Source organism: Cognatishimia sp. WU-CL00825, from assembly GCF_040364665.1.
Classification (GTDB): Bacteria; Pseudomonadota; Alphaproteobacteria; order Rhodobacterales; family Rhodobacteraceae; genus Cognatishimia.
In genome coordinates this window covers 179,901-193,705 of sequence record NZ_BAABWX010000001.1, presented here as the reverse complement: position 1 = coordinate 193,705, position 13,805 = coordinate 179,901, and the positions used below count along the sequence as shown (strand labels likewise).

General features: G+C 55.7%; 14 protein-coding genes. 12 read left to right on the top strand and 2 right to left on the bottom strand.

What is annotated here, in order from left to right; all coding sequences use genetic code 11:
• Position 1 precedes the first annotated feature (1 nt).
• Both cobI and cobJ read left to right on the top strand, forming a co-directional pair.
• On the top strand, positions 2–727 hold the full coding sequence (gene cobI / locus ABXG94_RS00915; protein WP_353531769.1) for a precorrin-2 C(20)-methyltransferase: 726 nt from the start codon (positions 2–4) through the stop codon (positions 725–727).
• Positions 724–1,488, top strand: a complete 765-nt coding sequence (gene cobJ / locus ABXG94_RS00910) for a precorrin-3B C(17)-methyltransferase (protein ID WP_353531768.1) — start codon at positions 724–726, stop codon at positions 1,486–1,488. Before cobI ends, cobJ begins: the two co-directional genes overlap by 4 nt.
• Here cobJ and ABXG94_RS00905 read toward each other — a convergent pair.
• Positions 1,461–2,219 (bottom strand): cobalt-precorrin-6A reductase, encoded by a 759-nt coding sequence (locus ABXG94_RS00905; RefSeq protein ID WP_353531767.1) that lies wholly within the window; start codon positions 2,217–2,219, stop codon positions 1,461–1,463. The two genes, cobJ and ABXG94_RS00905, sit on opposite strands and share 28 nt — an antisense overlap.
• Between ABXG94_RS00905 and cbiE the strand changes: the two genes are divergently transcribed.
• The 8 genes from cbiE to ABXG94_RS00865 all read left to right on the top strand — a co-directional run bounded on the left by cbiE (position 2,218) and on the right by ABXG94_RS00865 (position 9,955).
• Positions 2,218–3,435, top strand: a complete 1,218-nt coding sequence (cbiE, locus tag ABXG94_RS00900; RefSeq protein WP_353531766.1) for a precorrin-6y C5,15-methyltransferase (decarboxylating) subunit CbiE — start codon at positions 2,218–2,220, stop codon at positions 3,433–3,435. The genes ABXG94_RS00905 and cbiE overlap by 2 nt on opposite strands.
• Positions 3,432–3,806 (top strand): cobalamin biosynthesis protein, encoded by a 375-nt coding sequence (locus ABXG94_RS00895; protein ID WP_353531765.1) that lies wholly within the window; start codon positions 3,432–3,434, stop codon positions 3,804–3,806. Before cbiE ends, ABXG94_RS00895 begins: the two co-directional genes overlap by 4 nt.
• Positions 3,803–4,597 (top strand): precorrin-4 C(11)-methyltransferase, encoded by a 795-nt coding sequence (cobM, locus tag ABXG94_RS00890; RefSeq protein WP_353531764.1) that lies wholly within the window; start codon positions 3,803–3,805, stop codon positions 4,595–4,597. The genes ABXG94_RS00895 and cobM overlap by 4 nt, the downstream gene beginning before the upstream one ends.
• A 1-nt stretch (position 4,598) precedes the next feature.
• Entirely contained in the window at positions 4,599–5,909 is a 1,311-nt protein-coding gene (locus ABXG94_RS00885; RefSeq protein WP_353533976.1) for a cobyrinic acid a,c-diamide synthase CobB, read from the top strand.
• Positions 5,909–6,628, top strand: a complete 720-nt coding sequence (gene cobA, locus ABXG94_RS00880; protein WP_353531763.1) for a uroporphyrinogen-III C-methyltransferase — start codon at positions 5,909–5,911, stop codon at positions 6,626–6,628. The genes ABXG94_RS00885 and cobA overlap by 1 nt, the downstream gene beginning before the upstream one ends.
• Positions 6,629–6,632: 4 nt before the next feature.
• On the top strand, positions 6,633–7,394 hold the full coding sequence (gene cobF, locus ABXG94_RS00875; protein WP_353531762.1) for a precorrin-6A synthase (deacetylating): 762 nt from the start codon (positions 6,633–6,635) through the stop codon (positions 7,392–7,394).
• A gap of 156 nt (positions 7,395–7,550) precedes the next feature.
• Positions 7,551–8,006, top strand: coding sequence for a hypothetical protein (locus tag ABXG94_RS00870; protein WP_353531761.1), 456 nt, complete (start codon positions 7,551–7,553; stop codon positions 8,004–8,006).
• A gap of 56 nt (positions 8,007–8,062) precedes the next feature.
• Positions 8,063–9,955, top strand: a complete 1,893-nt coding sequence (locus tag ABXG94_RS00865; RefSeq protein WP_353531760.1) for a DUF4344 domain-containing metallopeptidase — start codon at positions 8,063–8,065, stop codon at positions 9,953–9,955.
• A gap of 57 nt (positions 9,956–10,012) precedes the next feature.
• Here the strand turns inward: ABXG94_RS00865 and ABXG94_RS00860 are convergent, their stop codons facing one another.
• Positions 10,013–10,861: a LysR family transcriptional regulator gene (locus tag ABXG94_RS00860; protein WP_353531759.1), complete on the bottom strand. Its 849-nt coding sequence runs from the start codon at positions 10,859–10,861 to the stop codon at positions 10,013–10,015.
• Positions 10,862–10,970: 109 nt separating this feature from the next.
• Between ABXG94_RS00860 and ABXG94_RS00855 the strand changes: the two genes are divergently transcribed.
• Entirely contained in the window at positions 10,971–12,533 is a 1,563-nt protein-coding gene (locus ABXG94_RS00855) for a trimethylamine methyltransferase family protein (RefSeq protein ID WP_353531758.1), read from the top strand.
• Positions 12,534–12,676: 143 nt separating this feature from the next.
• Positions 12,677–13,681, top strand: coding sequence for a GlxA family transcriptional regulator (locus tag ABXG94_RS00850; protein ID WP_353531757.1), 1,005 nt, complete (start codon positions 12,677–12,679; stop codon positions 13,679–13,681).
• The last annotated feature ends 124 nt before the right edge of the window (positions 13,682–13,805 follow it).

Here is a 13,805-nt window from a genome sequence, read left to right as displayed (position 1 = left end):
CATGACAGGTACGATTTACGGCGTTGGCCTTGGGCCAGGCGATCAAGAGTTGATGAGTGTGAAATCGGATCGATTGATCCGCAACGCCAAACATGTCGCCTTTTTCCGCAAGGCGGGCCGCAAAGGCCAAGCGCGACAAATCGTGAATGGAATGCTTCCTGAAAACGTGATCGAATTCCCGATGGAATACCCGGTTACAACTGAAATCCCGTTGACAGATCCACGCTATAACGAAATGCTGAGCGCGTTTTATGCCGAAGTGACCGGTCATTTGATTGCGCTGGCGCAGTCGGGCGAAGATGTGGTGGTGCTGTGCGAAGGTGATCCGTTTTTCTATGGGTCTTTCATGCATATTTATTCCCGCGTCAAAGACAGCGTGCCGGTTGATGTGGTGCCGGCCATCACTGGCATGTCAGGTGCGTGGACAGCTACCGGCGCGCCGATCACTTGGGGCGACGACGTGCTGACCGTGATCATGGGCACCCATTCAGAAGACAAACTAGAGCAGCATATTCGCGACACGGATGCTTTGGTGATCATGAAGATCGGCACCAATTTTGACAAAGTGGTGCGCGCGTTAAAAACCGGTGGCAAATATGAGCAAGCCTATTTGGTGCAATTTGCCACCATGGCCAAACAGACTGTGTGCAAGCTGTCTGAGATGACTGAAAAAGTGACGCCATATTTTTCAATCATCGTCGTGCACGGTCAGGGGCGTCGCCCGTGAGTGGCCAAGGGCCCGGCTGGGTCACCATCGTCGGCATCGGTCCTGGAAATGACGCTTTGGTCACGCCCGAGGTCACAAGTGCCATCGAAGACGCCACTGATATCGTTGGGTATATCCCCTATGTAGAGCGCATCGCAGCGCGCGACGGGTTGACCTTGCACCCAAGCGACAATCGGGTTGAAATTGACCGCTCGCGACATGCGTTGGAAATGGCAGCGGCGGGCAAGCGCGTTGTTGTGGTCTCGTCCGGCGATCCGGGTGTGTTTGCCATGGCGGCGGCGGTTCTAGAAGCGGTTGAACATGGCGACACGGCATGGCGTGATTTGGATATTCGGGTGTTGCCCGGCATCACGGCAATGTTGGCGGCTTCGGCGGCATGTGGCGCGCCTTTGGGCCATGATTTCTGCGCCATAAATCTGTCAGACAATATGAAGCCCTGGGCCTTGATCGAAAAGCGTTTACGGCTGGCGGCTGAGGCGGATTTTGCCATGGCGTTTTATAATCCGCGTTCAAAATCGCGCCCCGAGGGTTTTGCTAAGGCCCTAAAAGCGCTGCAAGAGGCTTGTGGCGATGACCGCCCAATGATTTTTGCGCGCAACGTGTCGCGGCCAGATCAGACGATCAAGATAGTGCCATTGACCAAAGTCACCGAAGAGATGGCCGATATGCGCACGGTGGTTTTGCTTGGGTCGTCACAAACCCGGATTATCGAGCGCGATGGCGCGCCTTTGGTCTATACGCCGCGATCGGTTGCTGGCTGATGGTCAAGCCAGTCGAAAATCTCTTCGGCTGTGGCCACGGCCTTGCGCGGTGGCAAATCAGGGCGGTTGATCATCAGGATCGGCAGGCCCAGCGCGCGGGCGGCATGGATTTTGGCCTCGGCCCCCTGCCCGCCGGCGTTTTTGCAGACAATCAGATCGATCTTGTGGTCCTGAAACAGGGCAATATCACCTGCGGTTTCAAACGGGCCGCGCGCCACAATCACTTGGTGGTTGGGCAAGGCGGGTGGCGTACTCGGCGCATCCACCAGTCGCAACACATAGTGGTGTTGGGCTTGGGCGGCAAAGGCATTCATATGCAACCGGCCAAGCGCCAGCATGATCCGCTGGGCCGGCCCTTGCAAGGCTGCGACCGCGCCGTCGATGTCCGCCACGTTTTGCCAATTGTCCCCTGCTTGAGCCTGCCACGGCGGGCGCGTCAAGGCGATCAGCGGCGTCATTGTTTGCTGACAGGCGTGAAAGGCGTTCCAGCTCATTTGCGCGGCAAACGGATGTGTCGCGTCAATCACGTGGCTGATGTTATGGTCGCGCAGATACCCCGCAAGACCGGCAACGCCACCAAAGCCACCCACCCGATGTGGGATCGGCTGGCTGCGCGGTGTATGCACGCGCCCAGCATAGGAAAACACCGCGTTCAGACCCCGATCGGCCACCGCTTGGGCCAGAGTGCTGGCTTCGGTGGTGCCGCCGAGAATAAGGAGACGCATTGTCATGTCTAAGACCGCTTCTTTCGCTGACAGGTCCGCGTGGTTGACCATTGTTGGGTTGGGCGAAGATGGCCCAGATGGCTTGCCACCTGCAAGCCTTGCCGCGCTGGAAAATGCAGAAATTATTATGGGCGCAAAACGGCATCTGTCGCTGTTGCCCAAACTTACCGCCAAATTGGTGACCTGGCCCGTGCCTTTTGCCGATGGGGTTCCGGTTGTGATGTCTTACAGGGGCCGCCGTGTGGTGGCTTTGGCCTCGGGCGATCCGTTTTGGCACGGGGCTGGCGCAGTTTTGGTCAAAGAATTGCAAGCGGATGAATGGCGCACCTTGCCTGCGCCATCGACAATGTCTTTGGCGGCGGCGGCACTCGGGTGGCCGCTAGAGAAAACCCCATGTTTTGGATTTCATGCAGCCCCGTTTGAACGGTTACATTCATCCATGTTCCCTGGCGCGCGCATGATTGCAACCATGCGCGACGGCGCTGCGGTGCAGCAGCTGGGCGCTTGGCTGACAGAACAGGGCTTTGGTGCCACAACGGTGCATATTCTAGAGGCGCTTGGGGGGCCGCGCGAACGTATTCGTGGCTGTCTGGCAACCAACATTCCAAGCGATATTGCCCATCCGGTCTGTGTGGCGCTGGAAGTTACCGGCCAAGGCGCGGTTATGCCGCTGGCAACTGGGCGTCCTGACACGCTGTTTGACAATGATGGTCAGATCACCAAGCGGCCGGTGCGGGCTTTGACGCTGTCGGCACTTGCGCCGCGTCCGACGGAACATTTGTGGGACATTGGCGGCGGCTCTGGGTCTATTGGGTTGGAATGGCTGATGACCCATCCCACCACAAAGGCCACGGCGATTGAAATCGACCCGTCGCGGGCCAGTCGTATCCGCGCCAATGCTGCGCAATTGGGGTTGGAGCGTCTGAATGTCGTAACCGGCGCAGCACCAGAGGCATTGGCGGGATTGCCAATGCCGGATGCGATTTTTATCGGCGGCGGCATCAGCGCCGAAATGCTGGATTGGATTTGGGAAAACGTGCCCGCAGGTGTGCGTTTGGTGGCCAATGGCGTCACGCTTGAGGCGGAAATGCTGTTGGCGGATTGGCACGCGGCAAAAGGCGGGACCTTGCTGCGGATCGAACTGAGCGAAAGCAAGCCTTTGGGCCGAAAACGCGGCTGGAAAGCCAGCTATCCGATTGTGCAATGGAGTGTGAGCCTATGATTGTCGCTGGGTTTGGATTTAGGCAGGCTGCCACTTTGGACAGTCTGAAAGATGCGCTGGCGCAGATCGGCGCGGTCGTGGATGCAATTGCTGTGCCCGCAGACAAAGCGGATGCCGCATGTGTCACCGAATTGGCGCAGACCACGGCGTTGCCTGTGCATCGTGTTTCTGCCAAGGATATGACGGCAATCACCACACCAACCCAGGCCCAGCGCGTGATTGAAAAACGCGGCACCGGTAGCGTGGCAGAGGCTTGCGCTTTGGTGGTTGCTGGCGCAGAAAGCCAGCTGATAGCAACGCGGCAAATTTCGTCTGACCGAATGGCCACATGTGCTGTGGCAAAGAGACCGGCAAAAGGAATCGCATCATGACCGTTCATTTCATCGGCGCAGGCCCCGGTGCAGCGGATCTGATCACCCTGCGCGGGCGTGACCTGATCGCGGCTTGCAAGGTCTGTCTATATGCGGGCTCTTTGGTGCCCAAAGAGATATTGGCGCATTGTCCTGAGGACGCGAAGTTGGTGAATACCGCACCGTTGGATCTGGACGCCATTGTTGCCGAGTGCAAGGCCGCAGAGGCGGCGGGCCACGATGTGGCACGTCTGCATTCCGGCGATCTGTCGGTGTGGTCAGCCATGGGTGAACAAATCCGCCGTCTAAAAGCCGAGGGCATTGCAGTGTCTGTGACCCCTGGCGTGCCAAGTTTTGCGGCGGCGGCTGCGGCTTTGCAGACCGAATTAACCCTGCCAGGTCTGGCGCAATCTGTGGTTCTGACCCGCACGCCTGGCCGCGCCTCGACCATGCCAGAGGGTGAAAGTCTGCAAAACTTTGCAGCGACCGGCGCAACCCTGGCTATACACCTGTCGATTGGCAATTTGGATGCGGTGATTGCGGACCTGACCCCGGCTTATGGTGCGGCGTGTCCGGTCGCGGTGGTGTATCGTGCAAGCTGGCCTGACCAAGAGATCATTCGCACAAATTTGCAGCAATTAAAGGCGGATACGCCTGAACATGTGACACGCACCGCTTTGATCCTTGTTGGCCCCGCGTTGGCGGGTGAAGGATTTGAGGAAAGCTGTTTATACGCCACAGATTATGATCGGCGCTATCGCCCTCAGACGGCTGAAAGCCCCTGGTCAAGCTGGAACCATGGAGATGACTGATATGACTACGCGGCCTCCGGGATTGATGATTTCTGCGCCCTCGTCTGGCACTGGTAAAACAACCGTGATGTTGGGTTTGTTGCGGGCCTTGGCCGAGGATGGTCTTAAGGTGCAGCCGTTTAAATCCGGGCCGGACTATATTGATCCGGCGTTTCACCGTGCGGCAGCAGGGCGGCCTTCGTTTAATTTTGACACTTGGGCGATGAACCCGACTTTGATTGGCGGCGTGGCCGATCAATCTACGGGCGCGGATATCGTGATTGCCGAAGGCTCTATGGGGCTGTTTGACGGGGTTGCGACACGCGGCGAAACAGGGTTTGGATCCTCGGCGGAAACCGCCCTGAAAATGGGTTGGCCGGTTGTTTTGGTGATTGATGTGGGCGGTCAGGCGCAATCTGCGGCGGCCACAGCTCTTGGGTTCAAGAGTTATAATCCAGATGTGCCGTTTGCCGGTGTGATTTTGAACCGCTGCGCCAGCCCGCGCCACGAACGTTTGGCGCGATTGGGCATGGACCATGCGGGCGTAAAGGTTCTGGGGGTGCTGCCACGGCGCGGTGATCTGGCTCTGCCAGAGCGACATTTGGGGTTGATCCAAGCCTCAGAACACCCTGACTTGGAAGCCGCAATTGCCGGTTATGCAACGTTTTTACGCGACAATGTTGATTTGGACGCGATCCGCGATGCGGCGGCCTCGGGTCCGGCGCAATCAGGAGCGTTGCCCAAACCGCCCGCACAGCGCATTGCGATGGCACAGGACGCGGCGTTCAGTTTCACCTATCCGCATTTGGTCGAAGGTTGGCGCGCTGCGGGGGCTGTCATCATGCCGTTTTCGCCCCTGGCAGATGAAGCGCCTGACGCAGATGCTGATCTGGTTTGGTTGCCAGGCGGCTACCCGGAATTGCACGCGGGCAAATTGGCGGCGGCAACGCGTTACCAAGCGGCTCTGCGCGACCATGCGCTATCCAAGCCCGTGCATGGCGAATGCGGCGGCTATATGGCGCTGGGCGAGGCCCTGATTGACAAAGACGGCACGCGCCACCAGATGGCTGGGCTGTTGGGGCTGGTGACCTCTTATGAAAAGCGCAAATTCCACCTGGGCTATCGCCAGGCCACATTGAATGCGCCGATGTTAGGCTTTGAAGCTGGCGCAAAGCTGCGCGGGCACGAATTTCACTATTCCACCATTTTGCAAGAACCTGACGCGCCCCTGGCGCAGGTTGGCGATGCCGATGGCAATCCGGTACCGGAAACCGGATCGGTCAAAGGCAATGTCACCGGCACGTTCTTTCACCTAATCGCAGAGGCATCTTGATGAGCGGATTTGTTAGTTTTGTCAGCTCTGGCCCCGGCGACCCCGAGCTGTTGACCGTGAAGGCCGTGGACCGTTTGGGCAAGGCGGATGCGATCTTATTTGATGATCTGAGCTCTGGTCCGATTTTGGAACATGCTGGATCTGAGGCTGATTTGGTTGGCGTGGGCAAACGTGCTGGACGGCCTTCGCCTAAGCAGGATCATGTCAGCCAACTGTTGGTGGATTACGCATCAGGCGGGGCACGCGTTGTGCGGTTGAAATCAGGTGACAGCGGGATTTTTGGCCGGTTGGAAGAAGAGATCACAGCGCTTAAGGCGGCTGGGATCTCTTATGAAATTATCCCCGGTGTCACCTCGGCCTGCGCGGCAGCGGCGGCGGCTGGCATTCCTTTGACGCGTCGGTTGGTGGCGCGCCGGGTGCAATTTGTGACTGGCCATGATGTGGCGGGGGCTTTGCCCGGCGATCTGAACCTGCAAGCCCTGGCAGACACTGGCGCGACCACGGTTTTGTTTATGCCCAAACGCACCTTTCCCGAATTGGCGGAAAAGCTGTTTCAAACCGGATTGCGCCGGGATTGCCCGGCCTTGTTGGCCGAAAACGTCAGCCATCCGGATCAGACCCTGGAACGTACCACCATGGAGGCCTTGGCCAAGCAACTTGCTGGCGATGTGTCCTCGGCACCGGGATTGATCTTGTTTGGCGAATTGGCCGAGGAATAGCGGGATGATGCGTCTGTCGTTGGTTGGCATCGGTTCCGGAAATCCCGAACATTTGACATTGCAGGCGATCCGCACGCTTGAGGGTGCGGATGTGATTTTGTTGCCCAGAAAGGGCGATGAAAAGACTGAACTTGCTGATGTACGCCGGATAATTGTGCGCGACATATTGCAGACCAATCCAAAGGTGGTCGAATTTGATTACCCGCAACGTGATGAAAAGACGCCCAAATATCTGGATGGAGTGAACACCTGGCATGATGAATTGGCTGCGATCTGGGCGGGGTTGATCACAGCTGAGGCCAGCCAGAAGCCTGGGGATGACCTTTGTGTTGCCCTGATGGTTTGGGGCGATCCGTCGCTTTACGATTCAACTTTGCGGATCGCAGAGCGGCTTTTGGCGCAAGGCATGACGCTGTCTGTTTCGGTTGTACCCGGCGTGACATCGCTGCAGATGCTGACTGCTGCGCATGCCATTCCGCTCAACGATTTGGGCGCTCCGGTGATCATCACAACCGGCCGACAATTGCGCGACCAAGGCTGGCCACAGGGGGCAGATACGGTTGCAGTCATGCTGGACGGTCAATGTTCTTTTCAGCATCTGCAACCCAATGGCGTGCGGATCTGGTGGGGGGCCTATGTGGGCATGCCGCAGCAAATCCTGTGCGAAGGGCCGCTGTCTGACGTGGCCGACGACATCATCAAGGCCCGCGCCAAGGCCCGCGCCGAGCATGGCTGGATCATGGATATATACCTGCTGCGCCGATAATCCATAGCCGCTAATAGGGATACACAGGGCTGGTCTGGGCACGCAAAGCAACTCTCATGTTAGCGCGGCAACAGATCTGCCACCAATGTTCAAACCGTTCCCAAATTTGGGAAAACTGTCCTTTTCTGCTATGCTGATGCGGTTAGGGGAGGTCTGATGGGGAAAGCTTTCGCAAAACGGCTGGCAGCGGCGCTTTGGATCGCCTGTGCCTCTTGGAACACAGCTTTGGCCCAGGGAGCACCGCTTGGGCAGATGCACTGCGAAGCAGAATTTTCTGGCATCAGGATTGCAGGTCAAGTTTATGCGAGCCTGTGGAATAGTCCTAATTTTGGCAACTCCGGACCTGCGGGCTATCGACAGATCTATTATTACCTCATGACTGGACAGGGGCATCTGGTGCCCGGAACCGTCCAGCTTTTTGGCGATCTGCGCAACAGTCAGCAACAAATCATCAATTTTGAAGTTTTCTTAACCGGCGGGACCCAAGGGACCGGCGCATTCTGGATAAACGGGGCCTCGCATCGCTCGACTTATATGCAGTTGGTTATGCGAAACGGTGGGTTTGTGATCCGGTCCGAAGACGGCGTGACGGCAGAATATCGCTGTAAATAACTGCCAAGGCCGCCCCGCGTTTTTAAGAAATATTTCGTTTTAGAGGGGGACAGAATATGTATTCGCCAAAAAACTGGGTCGCGCTGCTATGCGCTGTTTTCTTTGGCCTCGCCAGCCCGGCCGCGGCACAACTAGATCGGCATTTGGGGCCTTTGGCAGATACTGTGCCGCTTGGGGTCAATGGGCCATGGGAGGCCAAGTTACAGGATGGTTGGTTCAATTTTTTCAACCAAACCGAAGCTGGGGCCGTGCTGTATTATCACGTCACGCAGATCCCAGTTGAACAGGGCGAACGGGTGTTGAATGCCAATGTGATGCTTTTGTCTGAAAGCGACGCTTATGTCGGGCTTATTGTCAATAAACAGGCAGATGATCAATATATCGCCTTTACCATCAAAGAGGATGGCACGGCGGTTAAGTTCACCCGCACCCCAAGTGGCTTTCAACAAGAGGCTTCGACCGTTGCGCGGGCACGTCTTGATGGCTCTGACATTCTGACCATGCGTCAAAGTCCGACATCTATTGATCTTTTGCTGAATGATGTTTCGGTGTTTCAGCTGACCAATCAAGCTGGGTTTGAACCTACCTTTGGCATAATCGCCATAGGCACCGGTCGCTTTGCCTATAATGGTTTGACGATCGAACAAATTGCCGCGGCCAATCCGTTCCCGACCCCGGGTGGCACCCAGAACGATCCAAAACCAAAATTTCCCGGTCCCGTGGCTGATGGCACAGGAGGGGCACCGCAGCCAGAGCAACCCGGCACCACAGGCGGCAATCCTTTTGAAGGGATGAGCCAAGAAGACATCTACGCCTCGCAAATCATGCTGGGCACCACTTTGGGCATCTTTTTTCACGAACTAGGCCACGCGGTGATTGGTGAAACCAACCTGCCCGCCACAGGGCCAGAAGAAGATACCGCAGATGGGTTCTCGGCCTTTGTGCTTGCGTCGCTGGTCGAAGAAGGCGATTTTGACAGTCCGGAAGAGGAATTGTTTGTTCAAAAACTCGCGGAATTTGCCTCTTTATATTGGTTTTATAGCGGTGTGCGGAACGAACAATCCGGCCAAAAAAACCCATGGCAAGACGAACATAGCCCCGACATCAAACGGTTTCGCAATTCGTTTTGCATTTTGTTTGGATCAAATCCAAGCCGCTATGAAGCCATTGCAGCCAAGGTTCAGCTGGATGCGCGCACCCGCGAGCGATGCAAAGGGGAATACGCCAAGCGGCTGCAAGCCTGGGAAACCATACTGAAAACCGTGTCGCGTGATTTGGGCCCAGATAGCCCCGGCGATCATCCCGCAAATACACCCGGCGGCAAAATTCATGTGAGTTTCCAACCTTCTCAGGGGCAAGTTGGCGGCTTTATTGCCGCGGTACTTGGCGATGGCACCCTGCGAGAGATCATGGTTGAGCTGGAAAACGAGATTGTTTGGCCACGCGATCTGCAGATTGAATTCCGCGACTGCCAGGAAATAAACGCTTGGTATGATCCGCGGGCTGGCAAAGTCACGATGTGCTATTCCATCGTGGAGTTTGCCTCTAAAACCATCCTTGAGGCCGAAACCGGTCAAGGGCAGCCCGGACCAAATCAGGGCGGTGGATCAGATGCGGTGTCTTTCATGACGGGCGTTTGGCAGGCGTCCTTTCCGTCGCAATATGGCATGATCCATATGAAGGTGGCCTATGACAATAACGGCCAGTATGAAAGCTATGCCGAGACTTCGGTTGGGCCGGTGCAAGTGGTCGGCACATGGCAGGCCCAGGTTTCTGGGCAAAGCGGTATTGTTGTTGCGGTAAACCCAACCCAATGGTCGCCCCAGATGCTTTGTGACCAAAGCAACAATTGCCAGCCCCATCAGCAGTCGCCCATGCAGTTTAATGTGCAGGTCGTGGATGAGCGTACAGTGAACGTCGAAGGCATCAACTGGTCACGGGTTCAGTAGAACCTTGCGAGAACTTTGATTCCAAAATGGCCTGAGATGCGGGTATCCCGCCAAAGCTTAGGTATCGTGGAAAATCTGGCGCAGGATTGCGAGGGCTTTGGCCACGTCGTGATCGGATTTTCGATTGCGGTGGATGACCGAGTAAATCGGTTGTTTGATCACCGGGGCGTCTTTGACCCTGTGCAAATTTTGGCCGCCTTTTGTGGTGCCAAATCGCGCTGGCAAATAAGCCGTTCCCCCTTCTTTGCTCATCAGATCCAGTGCGACGGTTTCATTGCCCATCGAAATCGAGGTGCTTGATAAGTCCGGTAAAGCCGCTTCGTGGCTTCGGCTGAAGGCATCGGTGTAACCAACTTTGAAATATTTAGCGGCTTTTACCTGATCCAGCGTGGTGGCATAGCTGGACATCATGTGAAAAATCTCGTCGCCTTCTTTGCGCACCCGCACATCAGGTTGCATTTGCGGGGCATATAACACGCCAATATCGGCGTGCCCGGCGGCGACATCCCGCATGATCTGTGCAGAGTAATCTGCCTGCAAATCAAGCGCGATACGCGGATTATCGCGACGCAGAGCCAAGGCCCAGTCGCCAAGTATGGACCGTTGCAAGCTCAGCTGGGCTGACAAGCGTAGCAACCGATCGTGCCCTTTGCGCACGCCAATATCGCGCACCGCATGGGTCCAAGAGGCCAACAATTGCCGCGCGTGCGTGGCAAACAGCAGCCCCGAAGCCGTTGGCGTCGCCCCACCGCGGCCACGTTCAAACAGCACAGCGCCAATATCTTTTTCTAGCGTTTGAATGCGGTTGCTGACTGTTGATTGGGTGATGTCCAGATTGTCGGCTGTTCGATTGAAATTTCGACTCTCAACAAGGTCCAGAAATGTGGTCAAAAGTACGCGATCCATTTGATCATAATAACCGATTAATATCGTCACTTCAATCGATAGGTGTGCGCAATTTATCAAGGTAGGTTGCTTGAAATTCATGACCAATCGCGCGCTAGGGAGCCCCGCAATGGATGATCAAAAAACCGCAAGACCGTCGCGTCGATCCGGAGGCCGTAACGCGCGAAAAATGATGCGCGCTGCACCATTGGCCGCTGATATGCGCCCAGTGCGCCCCGGCATGACGGGTGGCCAGTATAAACCGCTCACAGAGGCCGAAGTCGTCAGGATCCACGAAGCAGCAGTGCAAATTCTTGAAGAAATTGGATTGTCATTGGCCCCCGAGTCTGGGGTTAAAGCCATGCGCGCCTATGGGGCGGTCTATTCGCCAAAAGATGAGCGGATTCGCTTTCCCAGAACCATTATCGACAAGGCCTTAAAGGATGCAAACCGGCAGATGACTTTATTTGCCCGTGACCCCAAACACGATCTGACGCTGTCTGGCACACGGGTGCACTATGGAACGGCAGGCGCTGCGGTTCATTTGGCGAATTTACAAACCGGAGAATACGAAGAAAGCACATTAGAGCATTTGTTCCAGGCAGCCAAAATTGTCGATCATTTGGACAATGTGCATTTCTTTCAACGTTGTCTGATCGCTCGGGATATCACCGATAACCGCGCGATGGATCTAAACACGCTTTATGCCTCGATTGTCGGCACAACAAAACATATCGGTACGGCTTTCACCGAAGATGCATTTGCGCATGATTGCATCGACATGTTGCATATGGTGGCTGGCGGCGAAGCGGCATGGCGTGCGCGACCCTTTGTGTTGAACTCAAATTGCTTTGTTGTCCCGCCTTTGAAGTTTGCAACTGAATCCTGTGAGGTCATGGAAACCTGCATCAAAGCTGGCATGCCTGTGCTGCTGCTGTCGGCGGGTCAAGCAGGTGCCACCGCCCCTGCCCCTCTGGCTGGCGCATTGGCCCAGGCCGTTGCAGAATGCCTTGCGGGTCTGGTCTATGTGCAGGCCATTCAACCGGGTGCGCCAGCTGTGTTTGGTACCTGGCCATTTGTTGCGGATCTGCGCAGCGGTGCGATGTGTTCTGGCTCTGCCGAACAGGCGATATTGACCGCTGCCTGCGCTCAAATGGGCCAGCATTACGATCTGCCCACTGGTGCGCCCGGTGGCATGGCAGACGCCAAATTCCCGGATGCACAAGCCGGATCAGAACACGGCATTGGCAATGTCACCGCCGGTCTTGCGGGCCTGAACATGGTTTATGAAGCTGCGGGCATGTACGGATCTTTGCTTGGGTTCTCGCTCGAAGGTCTTATTATCGACAACGATGTTTTGGGCCAATGCCTGCGCACAGTGCGTGGCTTAGAGGTGAGTGACGAAAACCTTGATATTGAACGGATAAAATCCGTGTGCCTTGAGGGGCCTGGCCATTATCTGAGCGAAGCGCAAACTCTAGCGAAAATGCAGACCGAGTATTTTTATCCTGAATTGAGCGATCGCCTTTCGCCAAAAGAGTGGGCCGAAGTCGGCAAACCAGAGCTGATTGCCGCAGCTGTCAAAAAGAAAGATCAGATACTGGCCGGGCGTACGTCTGCTGCTTTGTCGCCCGAGCTGGATCAACGGATACGAGAGACTTTCCCGATCTACCTACCAAAGGAGCTTTTGTAAGAAACGCGCCCTAAACTGAGTGGCTTGAATTTGAAAGCTTGGTCACGAGGCCAAATGTGCTCGTACATATTGGGCGTATTCTTTTAGCTACGCGGTCTGCACTTTGCAGGCAGTTTCTATCCTCATTTTTCCACCAGTGGCCGATGACAGACAGCAAAACAGAACTTACACACACTTTGGCGTTCACCCATCATTTCGATTTTTTGTTGGTCGAAGGGTTCTCTGCATTGTCGCTGGCATCGGCCATAGAGGCCCTGCAGAATGCCAATCTTGTTGCGGATCTGAACCTGTATTCTTGGCGCATCGTCGCTGTCAAAACCGGGGAAGTCGTCGCAAGCACCGGCATGCGTCAAAGCACCGAAGGCGACCTGTCTGCACTATCGTTGGTCGATGATCTGGTCGTCGTTTCCGGTGAAAATGCCTATAATGTAGATGTGTCTCGGCTTAAGGTGTGGTTGTGGAAACATGTGCGCTCGGGCGTGCGCCTAACAGCTTTGGGAACAGGATCAATCATACTGGCCCGGACAGGATTGATGACTGGCCATGACGCGGCAATTCACCCTTGGTACCGCGTTGGCTTTATGGAACAATTTCCAGAAACCCCGCTAAGTTCACGCACACATATCAGCGTTGGAAACCGCTGTTCTGCCTCTGGAGGCACCTCCAGCATCGACCTGTTTCTAGATTTCATAGAAGAAGATCATGGAGCGTCGTTTGCCAACCTGGTCGCCGACAGCATGTGTTACCGCAAGACCCGACTGATGCAGGCCGCCGTGGATGTAGGAGCCCCAAATAGTGTCAGCGTGCTGCATCCGACGGTATCTAGGGCGATTTCGGAAATGGAAAAAAACCTCGAGTTTCCTGCATCGCCCAATTTACTGGCCTCGAAGTTGAATATCTCGACGCGCCAACTAGAGCGTTTGTTCAAGAAATATATCGGACAATCGCCCAAAAAACACTATAGTCGCATTCGCCTTGAAGAAGCATACCGCCTGCTTGTTCAAACCCACTTTGAGATTGCCCAGATTGCGCTGATGACCGGCTTTACATCGCCCAGTCATTTTTCAAAATGTTTCAGAGCGCAGTATGACATAACCCCTTACGAACTCAGACGGCGCCCAATCGACGCAGGCTCGCGCAGGTTCTGAAGTTTTTGGGGTGCAGAGAAAGTGCACAGCTAAGTTCTAGAGGCTTGCGCAGGCTCCGCGCGCGCCCTTACAAAGCGGCGCGCGGAGCAATTTTTGTTCAATTCAGGCTTAGAATTGATGGGCA

Bases quoted from the DNA above. Each gene is read 5' to 3' on its own strand.
- cobI (WP_353531769.1), top strand. From the start codon at position 2: ATGACAGGTACGATTTACGGCGTTGGCCTTGGGCCAGGCGATCAAGAG.
- cbiE (WP_353531766.1), top strand. From the start codon at position 2,218: ATGTCTAAGACCGCTTCTTTCGCTGACAGGTCCGCGTGGTTGACCATT.
- ABXG94_RS00905 (WP_353531767.1), bottom strand. From the start codon at position 2,219: ATGACAATGCGTCTCCTTATTCTCGGCGGCACCACCGAAGCCAGCACT.
- ABXG94_RS00895 (WP_353531765.1), top strand. From the start codon at position 3,432: ATGATTGTCGCTGGGTTTGGATTTAGGCAGGCTGCCACTTTGGACAGT.
- cobM (WP_353531764.1), top strand. From the start codon at position 3,803: ATGACCGTTCATTTCATCGGCGCAGGCCCCGGTGCAGCGGATCTGATC.
- ABXG94_RS00885 (WP_353533976.1), top strand. From the start codon at position 4,599: ATGACTACGCGGCCTCCGGGATTGATGATTTCTGCGCCCTCGTCTGGC.
- cobA (WP_353531763.1), top strand. From the start codon at position 5,909: ATGAGCGGATTTGTTAGTTTTGTCAGCTCTGGCCCCGGCGACCCCGAG.
- cobF (WP_353531762.1), top strand. From the start codon at position 6,633: ATGATGCGTCTGTCGTTGGTTGGCATCGGTTCCGGAAATCCCGAACAT.
- ABXG94_RS00870 (WP_353531761.1), top strand. From the start codon at position 7,551: ATGGGGAAAGCTTTCGCAAAACGGCTGGCAGCGGCGCTTTGGATCGCC.
- ABXG94_RS00865 (WP_353531760.1), top strand. From the start codon at position 8,063: ATGTATTCGCCAAAAAACTGGGTCGCGCTGCTATGCGCTGTTTTCTTT.
- ABXG94_RS00860 (WP_353531759.1), bottom strand. From the start codon at position 10,861: ATGGATCGCGTACTTTTGACCACATTTCTGGACCTTGTTGAGAGTCGA.
- ABXG94_RS00855 (WP_353531758.1), top strand. From the start codon at position 10,971: ATGGATGATCAAAAAACCGCAAGACCGTCGCGTCGATCCGGAGGCCGT.
- ABXG94_RS00850 (WP_353531757.1), top strand. From the start codon at position 12,677: ATGACAGACAGCAAAACAGAACTTACACACACTTTGGCGTTCACCCAT.